Source organism: Lysinibacillus sp. FJAT-14745, assembly GCF_001275675.1.
Taxonomy (GTDB): Bacteria; Bacillota; Bacilli; order Bacillales_A; family Planococcaceae; genus Lysinibacillus.
This window is the reverse complement of sequence record NZ_LITM01000003.1, coordinates 1-25,632: the sequence shown is the minus strand read 5'-3', so window position 1 is coordinate 25,632 and position 25,632 is coordinate 1. Positions and strand designations below refer to the sequence as shown.

Genomic DNA, 25,632 nt, shown 5'->3' with positions numbered 1-25,632 from the left:
AAGGAGGGAAAATAATGGCAAAACAAAAGATTCGTATTCGTTTAAAAGCGTATGATCACCGTATTTTAGATCAGTCTGCTGAAAAAATTGTGGAAACTGCAAAACGTTCAGGTGCAAGTGTATCAGGTCCGATTCCACTTCCAACTGAGAAGTCTGTGTACACAATTCTTCGTGCTGTTCACAAGTACAAAGATTCTCGTGAACAATTCGAAATGCGTACGCATAAACGTCTGATCGATATCGTTAACCCAACACCACAAACTGTTGATGCGTTAATGAAACTTGATTTACCATCTGGCGTTGATATCGAAATCAAACTTTAATGGTAAAAAATATAACTTTTTTAAAACTTACAGGAGGTGTGACAAATGGCTAAAGGAATCTTAGGTAGAAAAATTGGTATGACACAAGTTTTCGCTGAAAACGGCGATTTAATTCCGGTAACAGTTATCGAAGCTACTCCAAACGTAGTACTTCAAAAGAAAACTGCTGAAACAGACGGCTACGAAGCGATCCAAGTTGGTTTCGAAGACAAGCGTGTTAAGCTTTCTAACAAACCAGAACAAGGTCACGTAGCAAAAGCGAACACTGCTCCTAAGCGCTTCATTCGTGAATTCCGCAACGTAAACGTGGGAGAATACGAAGTTGGTCAAGAAGTCAAAGTAGAAATTTTCGCAGAAGGCGATGTAATTGATGTAACAGGTGTTACTAAAGGTAAAGGTTTCCAAGGTGTAATTAAACGCCATGGTCAATCTCGTGGTCCTATGGCCCACGGTTCTCGTTACCACCGTCGTCCTGGTTCAATGGGTCCAGTTGCTCCGAACCGCGTATTTAAACAAAAGAAATTACCTGGTCAAATGGGTGGCACTGTAGTTACAATCCAAAACTTAGAAATCGTGAAAGTTGATGCGGAACGTAACTTACTACTTGTTAAAGGTAATGTTCCTGGTTCTAAAAAAGCTCTAGTTACAGTTAAAACTGCAATTAAAGCTAAGTAATCACCTAAGGAAAGGAGGAAACAGGAATGACAAAAGTATCTGTACTTAGTCAAACAGGTGCTTCAGTTGGTGAAATCGAATTAAACGATGCGATTTTTGGAATCGAGCCAAATGAAGCAGTATTATTCGACGCTGTAGTAGCACAACGCGCTTCTCTTCGTCAAGGTAATCACAAGGTTAAAAACCGTTCTGAAGTTGCTGGTGGTGGTCGTAAGCCATGGCGTCAAAAAGGAACTGGTCGTGCTCGTCAAGGTTCTATCCGTTCTCCACAATGGCGCGGTGGTGGTATCGTATTCGGTCCAACTCCACGTAGCTACTCTTACAAATTACCTAAAAAAGTTCGTCGCTTAGCTCTTAAATCTGCTTTATCAGCTAAAGTAGTAGAACAGAACTTCTTAGTTCTTGATGCTCTTTCACTAGCAGCACCAAAAACAAAAGAATTCACAAAAATCCTTAAAGATCTTTCTTTAGAGAAAAAATCTTTATTCGTAACTGCTGACCTAGATGAAAACGTAGCATTATCTGCTCGTAACATCCCTGGTGTAACAGTTTTAACTGCAAATGGAATCAACGTTCTTGATCTATTAGGTCATGATAAAGTTGTATTCACAAAATCTGCGGTAGAAAAAGTTGAGGAGGTGCTTGGATAATGGAAGCACGTGATATTTTAAAACGTCCAGTCATTACTGAGCGTTCTTCAGAACTTATGGCAGAGAAAAAGTATACTTTCGAAGTAGACACTCGCGCTAACAAAACTCAAGTAAAAGACGCTGTAGAAGAAATCTTTGGTGTAACAGTTGAGAAAGTAAACGTTCTTAACTACAAAGGTAAATTCAAACGCGTTGGCCGTTACGGTGGTTACACTAACAAACGTCGTAAAGCGATTGTTAAATTAACTGCTGATAGCAAAGAAATCGAATTATTCGAAATGTAATCCTTTATGGATTTATGATTTGAACACTCAAGAAGGAGGGAAACACAATGGCGATTAAAAAGTATAAACCTACCTCTAATGGTCGTCGTAATATGACGTCTTTAGACTTTGCGGAAATTACAACAAACAAGCCTGAGAAATCATTGCTTGAACCAACTAAACGCAAAGCTGGTCGTAACAACCAAGGTAAAATCACTGTTCGTCATCATGGTGGTGGTCATAAGAAGCAATACCGTGTTATCGATTTCAAACGTGTAAAAGATGGCATTCCGGCTAAAGTTGCTACTATCGAATATGATCCAAACCGTTCTGCGAATATCGCATTAATCAACTACGCTGATGGAGCAAAAGCTTACATCTTAGCACCAAAAGGTCTAGAGGTTGGTCAAACAATCGTATCTGGTCCAGATGCTGATATTAAAGTAGGTAACGCATTACCATTAGCAAACATTCCAATGGGTACTACAATCCATAACATCGAGTTAAAACCTGGTAAAGGTGGACAATTAGTACGTTCTGCTGGTACTTCTGCTCAAGTACTTGGTCGTGAAGACAAATACGTAATCGTTCGTCTACAATCTGGTGAAGTACGTTTAGTGTTAGCTACTTGCCGCGCTACAATCGGTCAAGTTGGTAACGAACAACACGAACTAGTACACATCGGTAAAGCAGGTCGTAGCCGTTGGTTAGGTAAACGCCCAGAAGTTCGTGGTTCTGTAATGAACCCTAACGATCACCCACACGGCGGTGGTGAAGGACGTTCTCCAATCGGACGTAAATCACCAATGACTCCTTGGGGTAAACCAGCACTTGGTTACAAAACTCGCAAGAAGAAAAACAAATCGGATAAATTCATCATCCGTAGTCGTAAAAAATAAAGTGGTTAAACTACGGTTCTATGTGAGAGCCGTGGTGGAATCACGGAGGGAGGTTCCTACATGGGTCGCAGCTTGAAAAAAGGACCTTTTGTTGATGACCACTTAATGAAAAAAGTGGAAGCACAAGAGGCTTCTGAGAAAAAACAAGTTATTAAAACTTGGTCTCGCCGTTCTACAATCTTCCCGAACTTCATCGGTTTAACGATTGCTGTTTATGATGGACGTAAACACGTTCCTGTATACGTAACAGAAGATATGGTTGGCCATAAACTTGGTGAGTTCGCACCGACACGTGCTTACAAAGGTCACGGTGCAGACGACAAGAAAACAAGACGCTAATTTTGAGAGGAGGTAAATCCTAATGACACAAGCTAAAGCTATCGCTCGTACTGTTCGCATTGCTCCTCGTAAAGTACGTCTAGTTGTAGACTTAATTCGAGGCAAGCAAGTTGGTGAGGCAGTTGCAATTTTACGTCATACTCCAAAAGCGGCGTCTCCAGTCGTTGAAAAAGTATTAAAATCTGCAGTTGCTAACGCTGAACACAACTACGATCTTGACATCAACTCTTTAGTAGTTTCTGAAGTTTTCGTTGATGAAGGTCCAACATTAAAACGTTTCCGTCCACGTGCACAAGGACGTGCAAGCGCAATTAACAAACGCACAAGCCACATTACTCTTGTGGTATCTGAGAAGAAGGAGGGCTAATCCGTGGGTCAAAAAGTACATCCAATAGGACTGCGCGTTGGTATTATTCGTGACTGGGAGTCAAAATGGTACGCTGAAAAAGACTATGCAACTCTACTTCACGAAGACATCAAAGTGCGTAAATATATTGAAACGGCTCTTAAAGACGCTTCTGTTTCTAAAGTAGAAATCGAGCGCGCTGCAAACCGTGTAAACATTACAATTCACACTGCGAAACCAGGTATGGTAATCGGTAAAGGTGGTTCTGAAGTTGAAAATCTTCGTAAATACCTTAGCGATTTAACTGGTAAACGTGTACACATCAACATTATCGAAATTAAACGTGCTGATCTTGACGCTCGTCTAGTAGCTGAAAATATCGCTCGTCAATTAGAAAACCGTGTATCATTCCGTCGTGCGCAAAAGCAAGCGATCCAACGCACAATTCGTGCTGGTGCAAAAGGAATTAAAACACAAGTATCTGGTCGTTTAGGTGGCGCTGATATCGCGCGTGCTGAACACTATAGTGAAGGAACTGTTCCACTTCATACTCTACGTGCTGACATCGACTATGCACACGCAGAAGCTGACACTACTTACGGTAAATTAGGCGTTAAAGTATGGATCTACCGTGGAGAAGTTCTTCCTACGAAGAAATCTGTGGAAGGAGGCAAATAATATGTTATTGCCTAAACGCGTAAAATACCGTCGTGAACACCGCGGAAACATGCGTGGCGAAGCGAAAGGCGGTAAAGAAGTATCTTTCGGCGAATGGGGCTTACAAGCTCAAACAGCTAGCTGGATTACTAACCGTCAAATCGAATCTGCACGTATCGCGATGACTCGTTACATGAAACGTGGCGGTAAAGTTTGGATTAAAATCTTCCCACATAAACCTTACACTAAAAAACCTCTAGAAGTCCGCATGGGTTCTGGTAAAGGTTCTCCTGAAGGTTGGGTAGCAGTAGTAAAACCAGGAAAAGTAATGTTCGAAATCGCTGGTGTATCTGAAGAGATCGCACGTGAAGCACTTCGTTTAGCATCACATAAGCTTCCTGTTAAATGTAAGATCGTAAAACGTCAAGAAACTGGTGGTGAATCTAATGAAAGCTAATGAAATCCGTGACCTTGCCACTTCTGAATTAGAGTTAAAAGTGAAATCACTGAAAGAAGAGCTTTTCAACCTTCGCTTCCAATTGGCGACTGGTCAATTAGAAAACACAGCTCGTATTCGTGAAGTGCGTAAAGCAATCGCGCGTATGAAAACTGTTATTCGTGAAAGAGAAATCAGTGCAAATAACTGATAAAGGAGGTTTTCAAGTATGACTGAGCGTAATCAACGCAAAGTTTACACGGGCCGCGTTGTTTCAGATAAAATGGACAAAACAATTTCTGTTTTAGTTGAAACTCACAAAAAGCACAAGCTTTATGGTAAACGTGTAAAATACTCTAAAAAGTTTAAGGCTCATGATGAGTTAAACACAGCGAAAATCGGTGATATCGTACGTATCATGGAAACTCGCCCGCTATCAGCTACTAAACGTTTCCGTCTAGTTGAAGTTGTAGAAAAAGCGGTTATTATTTAATAACTATTTCGGAACAACCAATTTCCGAAGGGAGGTAACCTAAGTGATCCAACAAGAAAGTCGTATGAAAGTTGCTGACAACTCAGGTGCACGTGAAGTTCTTACAATTAAAGTCCTTGGTGGCTCTGGCCGTAAAACTGCTAACATCGGTGATATCGTTGTTTGTACAGTTAAGAAAGCAACACCAGGTGGCGTTGTTAAGAAGGGTGACGTTGTTAAAGCTGTTATCGTTCGTACTAAATCAGGCGTACGTCGTAAAGATGGTACGTACATCAAATTTGATGAAAATGCTTGTGTAATTATTCGTGATGATAAATCACCACGCGGAACTCGTATTTTCGGACCTGTTGCACGTGAATTACGTGACAGCAACTTCATGAAAATCGTTTCTCTAGCTCCAGAAGTTCTTTAATTTCATGACAGTGCCAATCAAGGAGGTGCGACAGCATGCATGTAAAAAAAGGTGACAAGGTTAAGGTTATCACTGGTAAGGATAAAGGCAAAGAAGGCGTTATTCTTGCTGCTTACCCTAAACAAGATCGCGTTCTTGTTGAAGGTGTGAACATCGTGAAAAAACACGTTAAACCTAACCAATTGAATCCACAAGGTGGTATTGTAAGCCAAGAGGCTGCAATTCACGTTTCGAACGTAATGCTAATCGATCCTAAATCTGGCGAGCCGACTCGTGTAGGTTATAAAATCGAAAACGGTAAAAAAGTTCGTGTTGCAAAAAAATCAGGTGCAGTAATCGACTAATTTCTATAAAAGAAGGGAGGTACACAAATGAGCCGCCTAAAAGAAAAATATTTAAATGAAGTTTCTCCTGCTCTTATGAGCAAGTTTGGATATAAATCAGTTATGCAATTGCCGAAAGTTGACAAAATCGTTATCAACATGGGTGTTGGTGATGCAGTTCAAAACTCAAAAGCATTAGATGCAGCTGTAGAAGAATTAACAATTATCACTGGTCAAAAACCAGTTGTAACTAAAGCGAAAAAATCGATCGCAGGTTTCCGTCTACGTGAAGGTATGCCTATCGGTGCTAAAGTTACATTACGCGGTGAGCGTATGTATGAATTCTTGGATAAATTAATCTCAATTTCACTACCACGTGTACGTGACTTCCGTGGTGTTTCTAAAAAAGCATTCGATGGTCGCGGTAACTACACTTTAGGTGTTAAAGAGCAATTAATTTTCCCAGAAATCGATTACGATAAAGTTTCAAAAGTACGCGGTATGGACATCGTGATCGTAACGACAGCGAATTCTGATGAAGAAGCTCGCGAGTTATTGACACAATTCGGTATGCCGTTCCAAAAGTAATTAAACAAGGAGGGCGAAAACGTGGCTAAAAAATCTATGATCGTTAAACAACAACGTAAGCAAAAGTTTAAAGTGCAAGAATATACACGTTGTGAACGCTGTGGCCGTCCACACTCTGTATATCGTAAATTTAAACTTTGCCGTATTTGTTTCCGAGAACTTGCATATAAGGGACAAATTCCTGGCGTGAAAAAAGCCAGCTGGTAATCCCCTAATTTGGGAAGGAGGTAAATGTAATGACAATGACTGATCCGATTGCAGATATGCTTACTCGCATTCGTAATGCGAACATGGTTCGTCACGAGAAGTTAGAAGTACCAGCTTCCAACGTGAAAAAAGAAATCGCTGAAATTTTAAAGCGTGAAGGTTTCGTACGTGACGTAGAATACGTGGAAGACAACAAGCAAGGTATTATCCGTATCTTCTTAAAATACGGTAAAGATAACGAGCGCGTTATCACTGGCTTAAAACGTATTTCTAAACCTGGTCTACGAGTATATGCTAAAACAAATGAAGTGCCTAAAGTACTGAACGGTCTTGGTATCGCTTTAGTGTCAACTTCACAAGGTTTATTAACAGATAAAGAAGCTCGCGCTAAACAAGTTGGCGGCGAAGTTCTAGCATACGTTTGGTAATTAGCAATAAATGAATGGAGGTGCAACTAAATGTCTCGTGTAGGTAAAAAAATTATCGAGGTACCAGCTAACGTAACTGTTACTGTTGCAGCTGACAACTCAGTTACCGTTAAAGGTCCTAAAGGCGAACTTGTTCGTTCTTTCCACCAAGATATGAAAATTGAGCAAGAAGGTAACGTAATTACTGTATCTCGTCCTTCTGACTCAAAAGAACACCGCACAAACCACGGTACAACTCGTGCGCTATTAGCGAACATGGTTACTGGTGTTTCTGCAGGTTTCGAAAAATCATTAGAACTTATCGGTGTCGGTTACCGTGCGCAATTACAAGGTAAAAAACTTGTTCTTAACGTAGGTTATTCACATCCAGTTGAGTTCACACCTGAAGATGGTCTAGAAGTTGAAGTTCCTTCAAACACTAAAATCATCGTTAAAGGTATTAGCAAAGAACGTGTTGGTGCTCTTGCATCTAACATCCGTGACGTGCGTCCACCAGAGCCTTACAAAGGTAAAGGTATCCGTTATGAAGGCGAATATGTTCGTCGTAAAGAAGGTAAAACAGGTAAATAATGCTGCTTAAGCATTAGAAAGGAGTGACCCTTGTGATTACGAAACAAGATAAAAATCAGGTTCGTAAAAAACGTCATGCACGCGTACGTTCTAAAATTTCGGGTACTGCTGAGCGTCCACGCTTAAACGTATTCCGTTCAAACAAGAACGTCTACGCTCAACTAATCGATGACGTAGCAGGCGTAACAATTGTTAGCGCATCTTCTCAAGAAAAAGGTTTTGAAGGTGTTGGTAGCAATGTTGATGCTGCAACTAAAGTCGGTGAAACAATCGCAAAACGCGCTACGGAAAAAAATATTACTGCTATAGTATTTGACCGTGGTGGTTACTTATATCATGGACGCGTAAAAGCTTTGGCTGAAGCTGCACGTGAGAACGGTTTAGAATTTTAATAAAAAGGAGGGACACATTTCATGAGTCGAATTGACGCAAACAAACTTGGAGAACTTGAAGAACGCGTAGTTACTATTAACCGTGTTGCTAAAGTTGTTAAAGGTGGACGTCGCTTCCGCTTCACAGCATTAGTTGTAGTTGGCGATAAAAACGGTCATGTAGGTTTCGGTACTGGTAAAGCTCAAGAGGTGCCAGATGCTATCCGTAAAGCTGTTGAAGATGCGAAGAAAAACTTAATCGAAGTGCCACGCGTAGGTGGAACAACTCCACACTTAGTGCAAGGTCGCTTTGGTGCAGGAGAAATCCTAATTAAACCTGCTGCTCCTGGTACAGGGGTTATCGCTGGTGGTCCAGTACGTGCCGTACTAGAACTTGCTGGTATTACTGATATTCTTTCAAAATCACTTGGAACTAACACACCAATCAATATGGTGCGTGCAACAATTCAAGGTTTAACTGAATTAAAACGCGTAGAGGACGTAGCTAAATTACGTGGTAAATCAGTGGAAGAAATATTAGGATAAGGGGGGAAAGATAATGGCTAACAAATTAGAAATCACCCTTACAAAATCTGTGATTGGTTCTAAACCTGCGCAACGTAAAACAATCGAAGCTCTAGGTTTACGCAAATTACACCAAACTGTTGAGAAAGCTGACAATGCAGCAACTCGCGGTATGATTGATGTAGTAGCTCACTTAGTTACTGTAAAAGAAAACTAATTTTTAATTAACGAACAAGGAGGTGCCATCCAATATGAAACTTCATGAGTTAAAACCAGCAGAAGGTTCCCGTAAAGTACGTAACCGCGTAGGTCGCGGTATCGGTTCTGGTAACGGTAAAACTGCAGGTAGAGGTCATAAAGGTCAAAACTCTCGTTCTGGCGGCGGTGTACGCCCAGGATTCGAAGGTGGTCAAAACCCTTTATTCCGTCGTTTACCGAAACGCGGCTTTACTAACATTAACCGTAAAGAGTACGCGATCGTTAATCTTGATACATTAAACCGTTTTGAAGATGGTGCAGAGGTAACAACTGCATTATTACTTGAAACAGGTTTAGTGAGCAATGAAAAAGCTGGAATTAAAGTTCTTGGAAACGGAACTCTTAACAAAAAGCTTACAGTAAAAGCTCATAAATTCTCAGCTTCGGCTAAAGAAGCAATTGAAAATGCCGGCGGAACTACTGAGGTGATTTAATGTTTCAGACGATCTCTAACTTTATGCGTGTTCGAGATATACGAAATAAAATCATTTTTACTCTTTTAATGTTAATCGTTTTCCGTATTGGTACGTTCGTACCAGTACCAAACGTTGACGCTAATGTATTAAAGGCAACTGATGAGTTCAATCTCGTTGGTTTCCTGAATACTTTTGGCGGTGGTGCTTTGAAAAATTTCTCTATCTTTGCGATGGGAATTATGCCTTACATCACTGCTTCAATCATTGTTCAGTTATTGCAAATGGACGTAGTACCGAAATTTGCTGAGTGGGCAAAGCAAGGTGAAGTCGGAAGACGAAAACTTGCTCAATTTACTCGTTACTTTACAATTATTCTTGCCTTTATCCAATCATTTGCAATGTCATTTGGTTTTAATAGAATGTATGGCGGATCATTGATTAAAGAAGAGGGAATTTTAACATATGTTACAATTTCCATTGTATTAACAGCGGGTACAGCATTCCTAGTATGGCTTGCTGAACAAATTACTGCACATGGCGTTGGCAATGGTATTTCAATTGTAATTTTCGCAGGTATTACTGCGGCATTACCGAATGCCATTAACCAAATCTATGCACAGCAAATCGAGGGTGCTGGTGATAAACTATTTATCAATCTAGTAATTCTCGGATTGCTTGTTTTAGTTATGCTTGCAGTTGTTGTTGGAGTTATCTACGTGCAACAAGCACTACGTAAAATTCCAATTCAATATGCAAAACGAGTTACTGGACGCAACCAACAAGCAGGTGCTCAACAAACGCATTTACCGTTAAAAGTAAATGCTGCAGGGGTTATTCCGGTAATCTTTGCATCTGCGTTTCTGACAACACCACGTGTATTAGCTCCATTCTTTGGTGATGGTCCTGTATCAACATTCATTGAACACACGTTTAATTACACTAATCCTGTTGGGATGATTATTTACATTGTATTGATCATCGCGTTCACATATTTCTATGCATTCGTACAAGTGAATCCAGAAAATGTGGCAGATAACTTGAAAAAGCAAGGTGCTTACATTCCGGGTATTCGTCCGGGTGAAAGTACTCAAACGTATTTAACAAGCGTGTTATATCGTCTGACATTTGTCGGTGCGATTTTCTTAACTGTTATTGCAGTAATGCCGATGATTATCATGAACTTTATGAATCTACCTGCTACAGTGCAGATCGGTGGTACTAGTATTATTATCGTAGTCGGCGTAGCGCTCGAAACGATGAAACAGCTAGAATCTCAACTTGTTAAACGTCACTACAAAGGCTTTATGAAGTAATGTTGGTTTTTAGGGAACGTTCTATCGTTTCCTGAAATCAGCAAACCTTTTGTGGGGGGAATATTTCCGTATGAATATCGTTTTAATGGGTCTGCCAGGTGCTGGTAAAGGTACTCAGGCAGATAAAATTGTTGAGAAGTACGCGATTCCTCATATTTCTACAGGCGATATGTTCCGTGCTGCTATTAAAGATGGTACAGAACTAGGCTTGCAGGCTAAATCGTTTATGGATCAAGGTGCTCTAGTACCGGATGAAGTAACGATTGGTATTGTTCGTGAACGACTTGCTAAACCTGATTGTGAAAAGGGCTTCTTATTAGATGGGTTCCCACGTACTGTTCCTCAAGCTGAAGCTTTAGACAGCATCCTTGCTGATCTTGGTAAAGCTATTGAACATACAATTAACATCCAAGTTGAAAAAGATGAGCTAGTTGCTCGTCTATCAGGTCGTCGTATTTGTAAAACTTGTGGTACATCTTATCATCTTATTTTCAATCCTCCAGCTGAGGAAGGAAAATGTGATAAAGATGGTGGCGAGCTTTATACACGTGCGGACGATAATCCTGAAACGGTTGCAAACCGTCTGGAAGTAAATATGAACCAAGCACAACCTTTACTGAACTACTATGAAGTAAAAGGTGTGTTAACAAATATAGATGGACAGCAAGATATTAACAAAGTGTTTGCTGATCTTGATGCTCTATTACAGGGCAGCCGCAGCTGATACCCGGCTCCGGGCGCAGAATACTGCTTCCGCGGGAGGCATGCGGGAGCAACAACGAAACATAATTTTTTGAGAGTTGCAAAAGCATATTGTGCCCGGTATATATTTCTTTTAAAAAGTGCAACATTACTTTTGAAAGAGTATAATGGGTTTCGTGGAAGCATCTGTGTAACGGGTATGAATATCTCATCCAAGACATTCCGGTATTCGTGTAAACATCGGAGTTTCAGTGCCCTTAATGGTTCTGTATATTCCGTGGATTGTGTGAAGCGAAACCAGACGAGCGTCTTTCAAACATCTCTCATACAATCCAAACATATGTTGAAACGAGGTTGCTTCTATAGTTGCAGCAGATATCCGTTTGATGTAACGATGAGAACTTTAATTTGCATATAGAGAGGAGACAGAGTAGATGGCGAAAGATGATGTAATTGAAGTCGAAGGAACAGTTGTTGAGACTTTGCCAAACGCGATGTTTAAGGTAGAATTAGAAAATGGACATGTGATTTTAGCACACGTATCTGGAAAGATTCGTATGCACTTTATCCGCATTCTACCTGGAGATAAGGTTACTATCGAGTTATCTCCTTATGATTTAACTCGCGGTCGTATCACATACCGTTTTAAATAATCTTTTGCGCTCCGGACTACTAAGGAGGTTAGGTTAGATGAAAGTGAGACCATCTGTGAAACCGATCTGCGAAAAATGTAAAGTAATTCGCCGACGCGGTAAAGTAATGGTAATCTGTGAAAATCCTAAACACAAACAAAAACAAGGATAATTCTAAAGGAGGTGCACAACGTACATGGCACGTATTGCTGGTGTTGACATTCCTCGCGACAAACGCGTGGTAATTTCATTAACTTACATTTACGGTATTGGTAAAACTACAGCTCAGAAAGTATTAGCTGACGCAGGTATTTCAGAAGATACACGCGTACGCGACTTAACTGAAGATGAGTTAAACAAAATCCGTGAACAATTAGACACATACAAACTTGAAGGTGACTTACGTCGCGAAACTTCATTAAATATTAAACGTCTGATGGAAATCGGTTCATTCCGTGGTATCCGTCACCGTCGTGGTTTACCTGTTCGTGGTCAAAATACGAAGAACAATGCGCGTACGCGTAAAGGTCCTCGTAAAACAGTTGCGAACAAGAAAAAATAATCAGTAAAGGAGGTTCCTTCTTAACATGGCTCGTAAACAACAAACTCGTAAACGTCGTGTGAAAAAGAATATCGAATCTGGTATTGCACACATTCGTTCTACATTCAACAATACAATCGTAACGATTACAGATATGCAAGGTAACGCTGTATCTTGGTCAAGTGCTGGTGCTCTTGGTTTCCGTGGTTCACGTAAATCTACACCATTCGCTGCTCAAATGGCTGCAGAAACTGCTGCTAAAGCATCCCTTGAACATGGTCTGAAAACGTTGGAAGTAACTGTTAAAGGTCCTGGTGCAGGTCGTGAAGCTGCAATTCGTGCACTTCAAGCTGCTGGTTTAGATGTAACTGCTATTAAAGACGTTACTCCAGTTCCTCATAATGGTTGCCGCCCACCAAAACGTCGTCGCGTGTAATGGGTGCGTCTCATATTGTATGAGAACATCATTTTTTGTACAGACTGTCTTGTGCAGATAATAAACGATACGTCAATGACGATCGAATCTATGATGGAAAGAACCTATACATTCGATGTTTTGAAGGAGGGTAAATAAAATGATCGAAATTGAAAAACCAAAGATTGAAACGGTGGAGATCAGCGAAGATTCCAAATATGGAAAGTTTGTTGTAGAACCGCTTGAACGCGGATATGGAAACACTTTGGGTAATTCTTTACGTCGTATCCTTCTGTCTTCATTACCAGGAGCTGCTGTCACTTCAATTCAAATTGACGGTGTTCTTCACGAATTCTCAACTGTAGAAGGCGTTGTAGAGGATGTAGCTTCAATTATTTTGAACGTGAAAAAACTAGCTCTTAAAATCTACTCTGACGAAGAAAAAGTTATTGAGATTGATGTAAAAGGCGATGGAACAGTTACAGCTGCTGACATTACACATGACAGTGATGTAGAAATTTTAAACCCGGATCTATATATTGCAACAATCGCTAAAAACGGTCATTTACGTATGCGTATGTACGCACAACGCGGCCGTGGTTACACTCCTGCTGATCAAAACAAACGTGAGGATCTTCCTATCGGCGTGATCCCGATCGACTCTATTTACACTCCAGTATCACGCGTCAATTTCCAAGTGGAAAATACTCGTGTAGGTCAGTCTTCTGACTACGATAAACTTTCTCTTGATGTGTGGACAGATGGTAGCATCGGTCCGAAAGAGGCGATTTCGCTCGGAGCAAAAATTTTAACCGAGCATCTAAACATCTTCGTTGGCATGACAGATGAGGCACAAACTGCTGAAATCATGGTCGAAAAAGAAGAAGATCAAAAAGAAAAAGTTTTAGAGATGACTATCGAAGAACTTGATCTTTCTGTTCGTTCTTATAACTGCTTAAAACGCGCTGGTATTAACACAGTACTAGAACTTGCGAATAAGTCAGAAGACGATATGATGAAAGTTCGTAACCTTGGACGTAAGTCACTAGAAGAAGTAAAAGCGAAGTTAGAAGAGCTTGGTTTAGGATTACGCAAAGAAGACTAAGCGATTTAAACAAAACTTATAGGATCAGATATTTTTTATAAAGGAGGGAAACATCCATGGGTTACAGAAAACTTGGTCGTACAAGTTCTCAACGTAAAGCGATGTTACGTGACTTAGCTACTGATTTAATCATCAACGAGCGTATCGAAACTACTGAGGCTCGCGCTAAAGAAGTACGTAAAGCTGTTGAAAAAATGATTACTTTAGGTAAGCGCGGAGATTTACACGCACGCCGTCAAGCTGCTGCATTCATCCGTCGTGAACTAGTAACAACTACTGATGCAGAAGGTAACGAAACAACATCATTTGCACTTCAAAAGTTATTTGATGATGTTGCACCACGTTATGCAGAACGTCAAGGTGGTTACACTCGTATTCTTAAAGTAGGTCCTCGTCGTGGTGACGGTGCACCTGTTGTTGTGATTGAATTAGTTTAACTTCTTGAAAGAAGTTAAAGCCTCCGGCGGATGTCACGGAATCACAAAGGATTTCTTTGTGCAGGCACAAAGCCGATTCCGGACGCTATTATGCCGAGGCATAATTGATTCATAAGAGAAGACAAGTGGTGAAGAGGGTGGAATCACCACCCTCTTTCTTTATAAAACGATTTATACGACAAATAATTAAGCTGAGCGTTATGATGAGCGGACACTGTTGTGTGGCGTCTCGTTTAGCTCTCCGCACCTCATTCAGAGGGAACAAGGGCTTGAGCACCCGTGTTTCTTGAAAATGTAACGACTAGCGCATTTCTATCGAATGAGGTGCGCGCTTTTTTATTTTTTAGGGAAGTATGGTAGCGCCAATTTAATGGTGCTTTTTTTTATAGACTGGTTTTTAGAATGGCAGTCACCGGAATGTTTGGGGCCCTTCACTCCATTATTTGATGTATCCTATAAATTATAGTTAGTGCTATTTGTTTTTAAAAAATAAATAAAAAGTGATTTTAGCACTTTTCTTTTATCGACATAATGATTGTAGTAGAATTCATACATAAAAAAGTGTAAGTTAGTTAGTAGAGCTGAGCATGTAGAGAGGAGTTCTAGAAATGCCAGAAATTTTATCATTAAATAATGTGACATTTTCATATACACCTGAAGAAAAAGAAAGTCGTAATGCTGTTGAAAATGTAAGCTTTGCTGTTCAGGAAGGGGAGTGGATTGCCATTGTAGGCCATAACGGCTCTGGTAAATCCACCATTGCAAAGCTTATGAATGGATTGCTTTACCCACAACAAGGTGATGTACGTATATTACGTGAACCATTAAATGAAGAAAACCTATGGGCAAGCCGCTCACAGATGGGCATGGTTTTTCAAAATCCAGACAATCAATTTGTTGGAGCGACAGTGCAGGATGATGTTGCTTTTGCTCTTGAAAATAACGGAGTACCCTATGAAGAGATGGTAGAACGTGTACATGCAGCACTCAAACAAGTACAAATGGACGATTTTTTAGATCATGAGCCTCATCACTTATCAGGTGGGCAAAAGCAGCGTGTTGCTATCGCAGGTGCACTTGCATTGAAACCAAAGCTCCTTATTCTAGATGAAGCAACGTCTATGCTAGATCCACAGGGACGTGCAGAGGTATTACAAACTGTACAAGCCTTACGTGCTGAAACAGGGTTAACGGTAATATCCATTACACATGATTTAGAGGAAGCAATGCTTGCAGATCGTGTTCTCTTTATGAATGATGGAAAAAAATTTGCTGAGGGTACACCTGCTGAAATTTTTGCACTTGGGGACAAGCTAGTTGAGTTTGGACTAGACTTACCATTTGCCATGAAGTTATCAAAGCTATTGCAAAAGGAAGGTGTTCCGCTAATGGGACAACATATGACAGAAGAAGAGCTGGTGAATGATTTATGGACATCAAACTTCGACAAGTAAGCTACGCCTATTCCCAGGGTACGCCTTTTGAAAAACGTGCATTATTCGATGTAGATTTTGAAATCCCTTCACATACGTATCAGGCGATAATTGGGCATACTGGCTCTGGTAAGTCGACTATTCTTCAGCATTTTAATGCACTTCTAAAACCAACTTCAGGGGAAGTACATATAGGAGATCGCATTGTTGTAGCTGGAAAAAAGGCGAAGGATTTAAAGGCTGTACGTCAAAAGGTTGGTATTGTGTTTCAATTCCCGGAGCATCAGTTGTTTGAAGAAACTGTATTAAAGGATATTATGTTTGGTCCTATGAACTTTGGTGTATCGGAGCAAGAGGCCGAAGCGCGAGCAAGAGAACTTGTAGGCTTAGTAGGTTTACCAGAGAACGTACTTGAAAAATCACCTTTTGATTTATCAGGTGGACAAATGCGCAGAGTGGCCATTGCTGGTGTATTAGCGATGGAACCTGAAGTTATTGTATTAGATGAACCAACTGCAGGGCTTGATCCACGCGGTCAGAAAGAGATTATGGATATGTTTTATAAGCTACATCAGGAACGTGGTTTAACGACGATTCTCGTTACGCATAGTATGGAGGACGCAGCTCGTTATGCAGACAATATCGTTATCATGCATGAAGGGAAAAATGTATTACGTGGTATACCACAAGAAATTTTCAAAGATGTGGAGACATTAAAGAATCTTCGCTTAGAACCACCTCGTATCGTACGCTTTCAACAAAAAATCGAAAAAATGATAAATACACCCTTCTCAAAGATATGCTTAACCGAAGAAGAGCTAGCAACTGAAATTGCTCGAGTGTTAAGAGAGGAGCGTGCAGAATCATGATGGAGAAAATGATATTTGGGCGCTTCCTACCAGGGAATTCTCCCGTCCATAAGCTCGATCCACGATCAAAGCTTATCTTTGTGTTTGCTTTCATTATTATTGTTTTTTTAGCAAACAACACAGTGACATATGCCCTGCTATTGGCATTTACCTTACTCGTTGTGCTAGTGTCACGTATTCGCCTATATTTTTTAATTAATGGTCTAAAGCCAGTACTCTTTTTAATGGCCTTTACTTTCCTCCTTCATATTTTTATGACGAGGGAAGGAGCTGTAGTTTTTGAATGGAAGTTTATCACGATTTATGAAGAAGGTATCCGACAAGGGATATTTATTTCGATACGTTTTCTAGTTCTAGTGTTTATGACATCTATTTTAACGCTTACAACGTCACCAATTTCTATTACGGATGGCATTGAAGTACTGCTAAATCCATTAAAAGCAGTGAAAGTGCCTGTGCATGAGTTAGCCCTAATGATGTCTATATCATTGCGCTTTATTCCAACGTTAATGGATGAAACAGATAAAATTATGAAAGCACAAATGGCACGTGGTTCGGACTTATCTTCTGGACCGATAAAAGATCGTATCAAAGCGGTTGTACCATTACTAGTGCCTCTCTTTGTAAGTGCTTTTAAACGAGCCGAGGATTTAGCAACAGCTATGGAAGTAAGAGGTTACCGCGGAGGCGAAGGGCGCACAAGATATCGCAAGCTAAAGTGGGATATGAGTGATACATTTGCACTCGTGTTATTAGTAGCAATGGCCGTTATACTATTCTTCTATAGAAGTTAAAAGGAGTAAGCTTTATGCGACGATTAAAAGCAATTATTAGTTATGATGGAACGCAATTTTCTGGCTATCAAGTACAGCCTGGGGAGAGGACAGTACAGGCGGAGCTTGAACGTGTTCTAGCCATTATGCATAAAGGGGAAAAGGTAAAGGTAACAGCGAGTGGACGTACAGATGCAAGAGTGCATGCAACAGGCCAAACATTGCATTTTGATTCACCACTCGCGATTCCAGTAGATAAATACATGAAGGCATTAAATGTTCAACTACCAAGAGATATTCGAGTAATGTCGATGGAAGAAGTAGCTGCTGATTTTCATGCTCGCTACAGTGTAACAGGAAAGCGATACCGATATATATGGTCATGTGAGCCTGTACAAAGTCCATTCCGCAGACAGTATACTGTAGAGACAAATGGTGTGAAACCAAATGTTGAGGCAATGCAGGAGGCAGCAAAGGCTATTATCGGTACCCATGATTTTTCATGCTTTTGTGCAGCCAATACAAGTGTCAAAGATAAGGTGCGCACAGTAACTTCATTACAATTTGAATGGTCTGGCGAGGAGCTTCATATGGTGATTGAAGGAAATGGCTTCTTATATAATATGGTACGTATTATCGCAGGCACACTGTGGGAAGTTGGTATAGGACGTCGTGACATTGACAACGTGGAGTTGGTCGTTAAATCTATGAACCGTGATCAAGCAGGCAAAACTGCTCCACCACAAGGTCTATATCTTGAGAAAGTATTCTATTAAATGGCTTATCCCAAGTTGGGCTGCCATTTTGTATAACGTATATCATGAGGATAAGTTGATTGGAGTGGAGACTGGGCGACTCCTTGGGGATCAGCGGTAGAGGAACGAAGGCTAAAATCATCACATCCTGTGATAACGCCTTCGTGACCAACATCGTGTTGGCCCGAGACCCTGCAGCGAAGCGAAGCGGCTCATCAGACGCCCCCAGGAAGCTTTGCTCTGTGCGAAAGCGTAGTGCTAACGTAGCGGCAGCAAATGTTTTATCTGTGCGAAAGCGAAGCGACAGCAACAACAAAGCGCCCAGTCGGAACGGAAATCAACAACTCGTTTTGGTGATGAGCCATTATAATGTTATAAAATTTTTGACACGAAATAACATTATATTTGAAAAATGAAGGCTAATAAAAGCCCTAATTTAACCAATAAATGAATCTGAACAACTTCTCCAGGTGTTTATTGAAATTGCTTGACTTTAAAAGTCATTCATTATATGATAACAGATGGTATTTTCATTACCACCACAAATAAGCCCCGAAAACTTATAGTGTAGTTTAATGAAAAATAACGGTAATCGAATCGATTAGGAGGATATATACATGCGTACAACATTCATGGCTAAAGGTCACGAAGTAGACCGTAAATGGCTAGTAGTTGATGCAGAAGGCCAAACTCTTGGACGTTTAGCTTCTGAAGTAGCTGCTATCTTACGTGGTAAACATAAACCAACATTCACACCAAACGTTGACACAGGTGATCACGTAATCATCATCAACGCTGACAAAATCCATTTAACTGGTAACAAATTAGAGGGTAAACTTTACCGTCACCATACTCAATTTGCGGGTGGTTTAAAAACTCGTACTGCTGGTGAAATGTTAGACAAGTACCCAACAAGAATGATCGAATTAGCAATTAAAGGGATGCTTCCTAAAAACTCTTTAGGTCGCAAAATGTTCACTAAACTTAACGTTTACACTGGAACAGAGCATCCACATGCTGCACAAAAACCAGAAGCATACGAGCTTCGCGGATAATATAAATTAAGAGGAGGATATTACTTTGGCACAAGTTCAATACATCGGCACTGGTCGCCGTAAAAGCTCTGTAGCTCGCGTACGTCTAGTACCAGGTACAGGTAAAATTGTTATCAACAAACGTGAAATCGAAGAATACGTACCATTCGCTGCATTACGTGAAGTAATTAAGCAACCATTAGTAGCTACTGAAACTACAGGAAGCTATGATATCCACGTAAACGTTAACGGTGGTGGATACACTGGTCAAGCTGGTGCAGTACGTCACGGTATCGCTCGTGCTCTACTTCAAGTAGACCCAGATTTCCGTGCTGCATTAAAATCTGCTGGATTACTTACTCGTGATTCACGCATGAAAGAACGTAAAAAACCAGGTCTACGCGGCGCTCGTCGTGCACCTCAGTTCTCAAAACGTTAATATCGTTGTTATATCAACGTTTTCAAGCCCTTTCTCGAATTTTCGAGAGAGGGTTTTTTTTTTGTGGAAAAGGCTATGCTTGGATCTTTAGACTTACTAGCTCAAGTACTTCAAGATATCTTGAAGCACTGTTGTTGTCTTGAATATTAATAGCAATTGTGATGTGTATTTTATATAGAAATGGCTGATACTACTTTCAGGTTGTTTATTCTGAAAATGGAGGTCAATATATGAAAAAGCTATTAATATTATCACTTGCAGCAGTGGCACTTCTTGGTGCATGTCATAATAAAACGAACGTAAAAAATATGGAGGAAGTAAAAACAGGAAATAACGCTGATCAAAGACAGGTAGAAATAACTGAAGGTCAAGCGAATGCCAAGATTCTTAGTAGTACAGATTGGCAAGCTACAAAAGTTTACGATAAAAATAATAAAGACTTAACAGCAGAGAATTCAAAATTAATGGGACTTGCGAAATATGACGGTGATTCAGGACGCTATGAATTTTTCGATTCTAAAACAGCTGCAAGCATCGACGATAAAGGGACTTTCTTTATTACGAATGATGGAAAGCATAGAATATTGATTTCAGAAACGAAAAATTATCAAGCAATTGTGGAGATTACTAACCTAAAAAATAATATGTTTACTTATAAACAAATGGGGAAAGATGCAAACGGGAAAGATGTAGAAGTATTCGTTGAGCATATCCCTTATAAAGAAAAAAATCTAACATTTACGGCACCAGATAAAACGTTAAAAGAATCTACAGGCCCTATTGTTCAGGACGTGGATGGAGATAAAATTTTAGCTGGTACACTTTGGCAAGGAACGGTTGTATTAGATATAAACAAAAATGATGTAACACAATATAATACAAATTTTATTAGCATTGCAAAATATGATGATCGTACGAATAAATATGAATTTTTCGATCCTAAAACAGGCAAAAGCCGCGGTGACTATGGATACTTTAATGTGATCGATGGAAATAAATTAAGAGTTCATGTTTCAATTGGCGATAATAAATATGGGGCTGTGCTTGAAATTACTGAGCTAAATAAAAAGAAATTCACGTATAAAAGAACGGGTAAAGATAAAGACGGTAAAGATATAACAGTATTTGTTGAACATGAACCTTATACAGGTAAGTTTAAACCAGAATTCACACTAAAATAAAAACTTAACGGCTTTAGTCCTTGTATTATTAATGGATTAAAGCCGTTTTAGCCTGACTAAAAAAGTATCTTCTACAACAAAAAACTCTCAATCAATTTTAATACATGAGAGTTTTTTTACTTTCAGGCATAGTTCAATCACTAACTTCGTACACTGAATGTAAAAGGGTGGTGGATATGGGTGAAGCGCTGGCTTGCACTAGGAGTAATTATGCTAATGAGTATAGTGGTCGTGGCATATGAAACGAATGCTTCGAACCGTAACTTCTTCTTACCGGACCCACTTGGTGGCATAAAAATTGTCATTGATGCGGGACACGGTGGTCTGGATGGAGGTGCTTCAAAGGGCGAAGTAATTGAAAAGGATATTACACTTGCAATTGCTCAGCATGTGGAGAAGCAATTAAAGAAAAAAGGCGCAACGGTTGTCATGACTCGAACAAAAGATGGAGATGTTATTGATGAGCACGCGTCGTCAGAAAAGTTTGGAACATTGAGAGAGCGAAAAAAGCAGGACATCTTTTTAAGAAAAGACATAGTAGAAAAAGAAAAACCGGATATTTTTATAACAATTCATGCAAATGCCATTCCTGAAACAAAATGGCGTGGAGCACAGGTGTTTTATCATCAAGAAGGACATGCTGAAAGTGAATTATTAGCAAAGAGTATTCAAGATTCTATTCGCACTAATTTGAAAAATACGGACCGAGAAGCAATGTCTATAAAACAAATATATTTACTGAAAAAAGCTGAGGTACCTGCTGCACTAGTAGAAACAGGGTTTATAAGTAATGATGAGGAACGCGCACTATTAACTGATAAGAAATACCAAGAAAAAATGGGAGATGCCATTGTTGAAGGTATAGAAGAGTATTTATTAGCTAAAATCGAATAGAGCAACTACACAACGTAAATCAAGTCATTATGATATACTAACATTGAGATAATATAAGGGGAGTGTTCGTCGTGATAACTGAACAACAAGTACGAGAAATACTAGGACAACTACAAGATCCATTTTTACATAAATCATTCGCAGAAACAGACGGTATTACAAACGTAACAGTAAAAGAAGAGAAGAATCATGTCAGTGTAAAAATTGCGATTGCTAAAACAAATACACCTGAACAATTACAGCTACAAATGAAAATTGTTGAAGTTTTGAAAGAAGCGGGTGCAAATACGGTTGGAATTCGTTTCGAAGAGCTGTCAGCAGAAAAACTACAGAGCTTCCGTGGCGTAGCAACTGAGGCTGAGGCACAAGATATTTTATCTCCACTTAGCACAGTACAAGTTATTTCAATTGCCTCTGGTAAAGGCGGTGTAGGGAAATCTACAGTATCAGTTAACTTAGCTGTTGCATTAGCGCGTCTAGGTAAGAAGGTTGGTTTAATCGATGCTGATATTTATGGGTTCAGTGTGCCTGATATGATGGGTGTTACAGATATGCCCAAAGTAGTAGACAATCGAATTTTCCCTGTTGATCGTTTAGGTGTGAAAATGATTTCAATGGGCTTCTTCGTTGAAAATAATGCACCAATTGTATGGCGTGGACCAATGTTAGGTAAAGTGTTAGATCAGTTCTTCCGTGATGTAGAATGGGGTGAACTAGACTATCTACTATTGGATTTACCACCAGGTACAGGTGACGTTGCATTAGATATTCACCAGATGCTTCCTTCATCAAAAGAAATTGTCGTAACAACACCGCACCCAACGGCAGCGTTCGTTGCAGCTCGTGCAGGTGCGATGGCTTTACAAACAGACCATGAAATTTTAGGTGTTATTGAAAACATGGCATGGTATGAATCGAAATCAGGTGACCGTGAATTCGTATTCGGTCAAGGTGGAGGTCCAAAGTTAGCAGAAGAACTACGTACAGAGCTACTTGGTCAAATTCCTCTTGGTCAGCCTGACTGGTCAGAAGAAGATTTTGCACCTTCTGTTTATGCTGAAAAACACACAACAGGACAAATTTATTTAGACATCGCGACAAACATCATCAATAAATTAAATAAGTAATAAAAACGGATTTCCTCGAACCATGGAGGAAATCCGTTTTTGCATATTTCAAGTTGTTACTCAGAGCCTTTTTTCTCATTACCTTTACCACCGCCACCAGCTTCTTTTTTACCGCCGCCAGCTTTACCTGTCTCGCCGCCACTCTTCTTAATAAGCTCCTGCCATTTTGATTGCATAAGCGGACTTTCAATCGTTTCCTTGACGATTTCCTCCGTTTGTTTTCTCATATTGGAGGATTTTAGAATAGTCTCCAACTGCTTTTGCATATCGGGCTGGCCAAAGAAAGCTTCCATATCTTTTTGGAAAGAGGGGTCCTTTATTAATTCTTTCATAATATCCTGTTGTTGCTTCTGCATACTTTTAGCTACAGTTTCCTTAAACTTTGGATCTTCGAATGTTTTCTTCCAAAAATCTTCGGCTTCTTTGGAAAGTAAGGTAGCTTCGGTAGCTTTCTTCACTTCATCATGCTCCAAAACCAATAATTCACGGAAATTTGGTTCCTCTAAAAGCTTTCGCAACGCCTTTTTGCCATCCTCGGTTTGTAGAGAGTCGATCATTATTTTTTTTATTTCATCATAGGACATAGTAGAGGCTTTATCTTGTGAACAGGCGGAAAGAAAAAGCATTAGAATTAGTAATAAGAAAAATTTTCGCATCAATCATCAGTCCTTTCTATAAATAGACTCTTTCAATTATTGTTCACATTTATGATGACTTTATGTATTGGTTACGATGAGAAATAGCTTTTTTAACAATGCATTGTTAAAATAAGTACAGATACATATTGAGAAATTGGGGGACTTTTAGTTGTGACGATACGAAATTGGGCAAAGTTTTTCTTCTTTGCAATGCTCGTTGGTGGCGCAGTCAACGGAATTTGCAGTTTATTTATTCGATGGGACTTCTTCCAACCATATATAACAAACGGTCACTGGGGTGAATTTTTGGCTGGGCTTTTATGGATGGTTTTTTTAGGATTCACAATGAGTGTTATTGCACAAGCAGGTTTTTTTGCTTATTTAACGCTTCATCAAGTGGGAGTTAATATTTTTAGAACACTTACATTATGGAATTGGGTACAGCTATTATTAATTGCTATTACTATTTTTGATATTATATTCTTCCGCTTTATACCAGGTATAAAAGATGGACAAAGCTGGTTGTTCTATGTAGGTTTGTTAATTGTATTGCTATTAGGTGCTATAGTAACAGCCATTCAAAAAGTAAAATTAACAGGAAAGAAACATGTTTTCATTTCAGCTTTATTTTTTATGATTGTCGTTACAACACTGGAATGGACAATTGCATTAATGGGTCGCGATGAAAATATTAACGAGTATGTTGCACTTTTACTTTTCCCACTACTCGCTGTAAATGCTTTTCAATTATTAGTATTACCAAAATATAATGCAAAATCCGAAGAAGATCGTCAAAAATTAGAAGCACGCCGCAAAGCACGTCGTGAACAAGCTAAAAACGCATAACAAATAAAAAGAAGTTGCCTCTATTAGTTGGAGGCAACTTCTTTTTATCCCGCATTAACGGGCAGTATTTACCGAAAGTGAAGCGTCAGGTACAAGACTCCTACCGCAAAATTTAGCGTAAGTAAAGAAGATAGGTGGGAGATCAACTGCCCGTAAAAGCCCGATTGGTGAAGACTAATAATCAGTAGGGATGAAGAAAACAACCCCTACTGATTAAAGTTTCACTTTATGGTGATTTTTTAGTTTGAACTTTATAGCCGAATATATTTTCTTCAATCGACATAAATTTATTTTGTTGTAGAAATGTATTCAGCTCTTTAAGCGAGATTTTATTATTTTGGTGTAAAGACATAAAAACAAAATCTCCTTTTTGTAATTTAGGTGTTTTTTCACCTTTCCAGATTATAGAGGGAGAAAGTATATTCATCTGCTGTTGAAATAAGTTATTTTGTAAATCCTGCGAATATTGGTGATTTCGTGTTGCAAACCAAAGTGGTGTTTCTTGAAAATGCTTTTCGTAAGTATTAATATCTTTTTGAACGACGGCAAGATCAATTGGCTTATCCACTAAATCCTCAGGCCCTAATAATCCTGTAGGTAGTTTTCGTTCTTGAATGACTTTTATGTGCTCGGGTGAACGTTCAATCCATGCAGCATCTAATAAAAGAAGCGGATAAGGTTCTTTTACAGTTTTAAGCCAATCCAACAGGGTTTCATCAGAGAAAGAAATTTCGACAATAAGTGATGTACCATAATGTCCTTTTGTTACAACTGCTGGAGCATCAGCGATGTTAAATACAGAAATCATAGTAGAATTTATCGGCTTTATAAAGACAAACAGTATTACGATAAAAATCAGTGAAATCAACGTTTTACGAACCATCATAACAACCTCGTTTCTATATTTTTAACTTCTTTCAGCAAGTTTTTTCGTAGCGAAAGCAAAGCGTCAGCTACAGAAGTTTCCCACTTCTATAGGTGGTGAGATGAATGCGGTTTTAAGCTACTTTTCAACGGGTATCCAAACACCGTAGAGGAACTCAGTCTAAGAACGCCACGTCCTGTGGCAACGACTGAGTGACCAACATCGTGTTGGCCTAAAGCCTCCGGATGCAATTATGCCGAGGCATAATTGATATGAAAAAATAAAGCTCTTAAAAAAACTTATGATTTAGTGTTGACTTTCATGATTAATCGATGTTATTATGTATAAGTCGCCAAGAGGTGACGCAGTAAACGAAAAAATGAACCTTGAAAACTGAACAAGCAAAACGTAATCAATAAAGTTTTTAGTAACTAACCTTTAGTTGGTGAACGAA

41 protein-coding genes and 1 pseudogene are annotated in these 25,632 nt (G+C 39.5%); 40 read left to right on the top strand and 2 right to left on the bottom strand.

Annotation, left to right across the window (positions count from 1 at the left end):
- Positions 1-14 precede the first annotated feature (14 nt).
- The 39 genes and pseudogenes from rpsJ (at position 15) to AMS59_RS05575 (ending at position 22,829) form a co-directional block, all read left to right on the top strand.
- Positions 15-323, top strand: a complete 309-nt coding sequence (gene rpsJ / locus AMS59_RS05765; protein ID WP_004233624.1) for a 30S ribosomal protein S10 — start codon at positions 15-17, stop codon at positions 321-323.
- A 45-nt stretch (positions 324-368) separates the two neighbouring features.
- Positions 369-998 (top strand): 50S ribosomal protein L3, encoded by a 630-nt coding sequence (gene rplC / locus AMS59_RS05760; RefSeq protein ID WP_053482813.1) that lies wholly within the window; start codon positions 369-371, stop codon positions 996-998.
- A 26-nt stretch (positions 999-1,024) separates the two neighbouring features.
- The gene (gene rplD / locus AMS59_RS05755; RefSeq protein ID WP_053482812.1) at positions 1,025-1,648 is read left to right on the top strand and encodes a 50S ribosomal protein L4; all 624 of its coding nucleotides are present in this window, start codon (positions 1,025-1,027) and stop codon (positions 1,646-1,648) included.
- Positions 1,648-1,932 (top strand): 50S ribosomal protein L23, encoded by a 285-nt coding sequence (gene rplW / locus AMS59_RS05750; RefSeq protein WP_053482811.1) that lies wholly within the window; start codon positions 1,648-1,650, stop codon positions 1,930-1,932. The genes rplD and rplW overlap by 1 nt, the downstream gene beginning before the upstream one ends.
- A 47-nt stretch (positions 1,933-1,979) precedes the next feature.
- Entirely contained in the window at positions 1,980-2,810 is an 831-nt protein-coding gene (rplB, locus tag AMS59_RS05745; RefSeq protein WP_036124661.1) for a 50S ribosomal protein L2, read from the top strand.
- A gap of 60 nt (positions 2,811-2,870) precedes the next feature.
- On the top strand, positions 2,871-3,149 hold the full coding sequence (gene rpsS / locus AMS59_RS05740; protein ID WP_036151954.1) for a 30S ribosomal protein S19: 279 nt from the start codon (positions 2,871-2,873) through the stop codon (positions 3,147-3,149).
- A 22-nt stretch (positions 3,150-3,171) separates the two neighbouring features.
- A complete protein-coding gene (rplV, locus tag AMS59_RS05735) occupies positions 3,172-3,516 on the top strand; it encodes a 50S ribosomal protein L22 (protein ID WP_004233639.1) in 345 nt (114 codons plus the stop codon).
- A 3-nt stretch (positions 3,517-3,519) separates the two neighbouring features.
- Entirely contained in the window at positions 3,520-4,173 is a 654-nt protein-coding gene (gene rpsC / locus AMS59_RS05730; protein ID WP_049662850.1) for a 30S ribosomal protein S3, read from the top strand.
- Position 4,174: 1 nt separating this feature from the next.
- Entirely contained in the window at positions 4,175-4,609 is a 435-nt protein-coding gene (gene rplP, locus AMS59_RS05725) for a 50S ribosomal protein L16 (protein ID WP_010860599.1), read from the top strand.
- Positions 4,599-4,799 carry a 50S ribosomal protein L29 gene (gene rpmC, locus AMS59_RS05720; protein ID WP_049662852.1) on the top strand — a complete coding sequence of 67 codons (201 nt, stop codon included), beginning with the start codon at positions 4,599-4,601 and terminating at the stop codon, positions 4,797-4,799. Before rplP ends, rpmC begins: the two co-directional genes overlap by 11 nt.
- Before the next feature lie 18 nt (positions 4,800-4,817).
- Positions 4,818-5,081 (top strand): 30S ribosomal protein S17, encoded by a 264-nt coding sequence (gene rpsQ / locus AMS59_RS05715; protein ID WP_053482810.1) that lies wholly within the window; start codon positions 4,818-4,820, stop codon positions 5,079-5,081.
- A 43-nt stretch (positions 5,082-5,124) separates the two neighbouring features.
- Complete coding sequence (rplN, locus tag AMS59_RS05710; RefSeq protein WP_004233650.1) at positions 5,125-5,493, top strand: 50S ribosomal protein L14; 369 nt, start codon at positions 5,125-5,127, stop codon at positions 5,491-5,493.
- Positions 5,494-5,528: 35 nt separating this feature from the next.
- The gene (gene rplX, locus AMS59_RS05705; RefSeq protein ID WP_053482809.1) at positions 5,529-5,837 is read left to right on the top strand and encodes a 50S ribosomal protein L24; all 309 of its coding nucleotides are present in this window, start codon (positions 5,529-5,531) and stop codon (positions 5,835-5,837) included.
- Positions 5,838-5,864: 27 nt separating this feature from the next.
- Entirely contained in the window at positions 5,865-6,404 is a 540-nt protein-coding gene (rplE, locus tag AMS59_RS05700; RefSeq protein WP_008181719.1) for a 50S ribosomal protein L5, read from the top strand.
- A 21-nt stretch (positions 6,405-6,425) separates the two neighbouring features.
- The gene (locus AMS59_RS05695; RefSeq protein WP_004233656.1) at positions 6,426-6,611 is read left to right on the top strand and encodes a type Z 30S ribosomal protein S14; all 186 of its coding nucleotides are present in this window, start codon (positions 6,426-6,428) and stop codon (positions 6,609-6,611) included.
- A 29-nt stretch (positions 6,612-6,640) separates the two neighbouring features.
- Positions 6,641-7,039, top strand: a complete 399-nt coding sequence (rpsH, locus tag AMS59_RS05690) for a 30S ribosomal protein S8 (RefSeq protein ID WP_008181717.1) — start codon at positions 6,641-6,643, stop codon at positions 7,037-7,039.
- A 30-nt stretch (positions 7,040-7,069) separates the two neighbouring features.
- Positions 7,070-7,609, top strand: coding sequence for a 50S ribosomal protein L6 (gene rplF / locus AMS59_RS05685; protein WP_053482808.1), 540 nt, complete (start codon positions 7,070-7,072; stop codon positions 7,607-7,609).
- A 32-nt stretch (positions 7,610-7,641) separates the two neighbouring features.
- Complete coding sequence (rplR, locus tag AMS59_RS05680; protein ID WP_082337402.1) at positions 7,642-8,001, top strand: 50S ribosomal protein L18; 360 nt, start codon at positions 7,642-7,644, stop codon at positions 7,999-8,001.
- A 21-nt stretch (positions 8,002-8,022) separates the two neighbouring features.
- Entirely contained in the window at positions 8,023-8,526 is a 504-nt protein-coding gene (rpsE, locus tag AMS59_RS05675) for a 30S ribosomal protein S5 (RefSeq protein ID WP_053482806.1), read from the top strand.
- 13 nt (positions 8,527-8,539) lie between these two features.
- The gene (gene rpmD / locus AMS59_RS05670; protein ID WP_053482805.1) at positions 8,540-8,722 is read left to right on the top strand and encodes a 50S ribosomal protein L30; all 183 of its coding nucleotides are present in this window, start codon (positions 8,540-8,542) and stop codon (positions 8,720-8,722) included.
- Between the two features lie 34 nt (positions 8,723-8,756).
- On the top strand, positions 8,757-9,197 hold the full coding sequence (rplO, locus tag AMS59_RS05665) for a 50S ribosomal protein L15 (RefSeq protein WP_010860592.1): 441 nt from the start codon (positions 8,757-8,759) through the stop codon (positions 9,195-9,197).
- The gene (gene secY / locus AMS59_RS05660; RefSeq protein ID WP_053482804.1) at positions 9,197-10,492 is read left to right on the top strand and encodes a preprotein translocase subunit SecY; all 1,296 of its coding nucleotides are present in this window, start codon (positions 9,197-9,199) and stop codon (positions 10,490-10,492) included. Before rplO ends, secY begins: the two co-directional genes overlap by 1 nt.
- A 70-nt stretch (positions 10,493-10,562) precedes the next feature.
- Positions 10,563-11,216 (top strand): adenylate kinase, encoded by a 654-nt coding sequence (locus AMS59_RS05655; RefSeq protein WP_053482803.1) that lies wholly within the window; start codon positions 10,563-10,565, stop codon positions 11,214-11,216.
- A gap of 248 nt (positions 11,217-11,464) precedes the next feature.
- Positions 11,465-11,542: pseudogene (locus AMS59_RS24880) on the top strand (type I methionyl aminopeptidase); the annotation flags it as partial.
- A gap of 86 nt (positions 11,543-11,628) precedes the next feature.
- Positions 11,629-11,847 carry a translation initiation factor IF-1 gene (gene infA, locus AMS59_RS05650; protein WP_004233690.1) on the top strand — a complete coding sequence of 73 codons (219 nt, stop codon included), beginning with the start codon at positions 11,629-11,631 and terminating at the stop codon, positions 11,845-11,847.
- Between the two features lie 37 nt (positions 11,848-11,884).
- On the top strand, positions 11,885-11,998 hold the full coding sequence (gene rpmJ / locus AMS59_RS05645; protein ID WP_000868344.1) for a 50S ribosomal protein L36: 114 nt from the start codon (positions 11,885-11,887) through the stop codon (positions 11,996-11,998).
- A 24-nt stretch (positions 11,999-12,022) separates the two neighbouring features.
- Positions 12,023-12,388 (top strand): 30S ribosomal protein S13, encoded by a 366-nt coding sequence (rpsM, locus tag AMS59_RS05640; protein WP_053482802.1) that lies wholly within the window; start codon positions 12,023-12,025, stop codon positions 12,386-12,388.
- A gap of 25 nt (positions 12,389-12,413) precedes the next feature.
- Positions 12,414-12,803 (top strand): 30S ribosomal protein S11, encoded by a 390-nt coding sequence (gene rpsK, locus AMS59_RS05635; protein ID WP_053482801.1) that lies wholly within the window; start codon positions 12,414-12,416, stop codon positions 12,801-12,803.
- Between the two features lie 139 nt (positions 12,804-12,942).
- Positions 12,943-13,887 carry a DNA-directed RNA polymerase subunit alpha gene (locus AMS59_RS05630; protein WP_004233733.1) on the top strand — a complete coding sequence of 315 codons (945 nt, stop codon included), beginning with the start codon at positions 12,943-12,945 and terminating at the stop codon, positions 13,885-13,887.
- 56 nt (positions 13,888-13,943) lie between these two features.
- Entirely contained in the window at positions 13,944-14,324 is a 381-nt protein-coding gene (gene rplQ / locus AMS59_RS05625) for a 50S ribosomal protein L17 (protein ID WP_012296051.1), read from the top strand.
- A gap of 608 nt (positions 14,325-14,932) precedes the next feature.
- Positions 14,933-15,778: an energy-coupling factor ABC transporter ATP-binding protein gene (locus AMS59_RS05620; protein ID WP_053482800.1), complete on the top strand. Its 846-nt coding sequence runs from the start codon at positions 14,933-14,935 to the stop codon at positions 15,776-15,778.
- A complete protein-coding gene (locus AMS59_RS05615; RefSeq protein WP_053482799.1) occupies positions 15,754-16,626 on the top strand; it encodes an energy-coupling factor ABC transporter ATP-binding protein in 873 nt (290 codons plus the stop codon). Before AMS59_RS05620 ends, AMS59_RS05615 begins: the two co-directional genes overlap by 25 nt.
- Positions 16,623-17,420 (top strand): energy-coupling factor transporter transmembrane protein EcfT, encoded by a 798-nt coding sequence (locus tag AMS59_RS05610; RefSeq protein WP_053482798.1) that lies wholly within the window; start codon positions 16,623-16,625, stop codon positions 17,418-17,420. The genes AMS59_RS05615 and AMS59_RS05610 overlap by 4 nt, the downstream gene beginning before the upstream one ends.
- Positions 17,421-17,434: 14 nt before the next feature.
- Positions 17,435-18,175 carry a tRNA pseudouridine(38-40) synthase TruA gene (gene truA / locus AMS59_RS05605; RefSeq protein WP_053482797.1) on the top strand — a complete coding sequence of 247 codons (741 nt, stop codon included), beginning with the start codon at positions 17,435-17,437 and terminating at the stop codon, positions 18,173-18,175.
- 596 nt (positions 18,176-18,771) lie between these two features.
- Entirely contained in the window at positions 18,772-19,209 is a 438-nt protein-coding gene (rplM, locus tag AMS59_RS05595; protein WP_049662886.1) for a 50S ribosomal protein L13, read from the top strand.
- 25 nt (positions 19,210-19,234) lie between these two features.
- The gene (gene rpsI, locus AMS59_RS05590; protein WP_004233744.1) at positions 19,235-19,627 is read left to right on the top strand and encodes a 30S ribosomal protein S9; all 393 of its coding nucleotides are present in this window, start codon (positions 19,235-19,237) and stop codon (positions 19,625-19,627) included.
- A gap of 308 nt (positions 19,628-19,935) precedes the next feature.
- Positions 19,936-20,808 carry a DUF4822 domain-containing protein gene (locus AMS59_RS05585; protein ID WP_234007699.1) on the top strand — a complete coding sequence of 291 codons (873 nt, stop codon included), beginning with the start codon at positions 19,936-19,938 and terminating at the stop codon, positions 20,806-20,808.
- Between the two features lie 180 nt (positions 20,809-20,988).
- Positions 20,989-21,702, top strand: a complete 714-nt coding sequence (locus tag AMS59_RS05580; protein ID WP_053482794.1) for an N-acetylmuramoyl-L-alanine amidase — start codon at positions 20,989-20,991, stop codon at positions 21,700-21,702.
- Positions 21,703-21,773: 71 nt separating this feature from the next.
- Positions 21,774-22,829, top strand: a complete 1,056-nt coding sequence (locus AMS59_RS05575; protein WP_053482793.1) for a P-loop NTPase — start codon at positions 21,774-21,776, stop codon at positions 22,827-22,829.
- A 56-nt stretch (positions 22,830-22,885) separates the two neighbouring features.
- On the opposite strand, the gene gerD is transcribed toward AMS59_RS05575, so the two are convergent.
- A complete protein-coding gene (gene gerD / locus AMS59_RS05570; RefSeq protein ID WP_053482792.1) occupies positions 22,886-23,485 on the bottom strand; it encodes a spore germination lipoprotein GerD in 600 nt (199 codons plus the stop codon).
- 153 nt (positions 23,486-23,638) lie between these two features.
- Between gerD and AMS59_RS05565 the strand changes: the two genes are divergently transcribed.
- Positions 23,639-24,313: a KinB-signaling pathway activation protein gene (locus AMS59_RS05565; protein ID WP_053482791.1), complete on the top strand. Its 675-nt coding sequence runs from the start codon at positions 23,639-23,641 to the stop codon at positions 24,311-24,313.
- A 226-nt stretch (positions 24,314-24,539) separates the two neighbouring features.
- On the opposite strand, the gene AMS59_RS05560 is transcribed toward AMS59_RS05565, so the two are convergent.
- Entirely contained in the window at positions 24,540-25,199 is a 660-nt protein-coding gene (locus AMS59_RS05560; RefSeq protein ID WP_234007696.1) for a hypothetical protein, read from the bottom strand.
- Between the last annotated feature and the right edge of the window lie 433 nt (positions 25,200-25,632).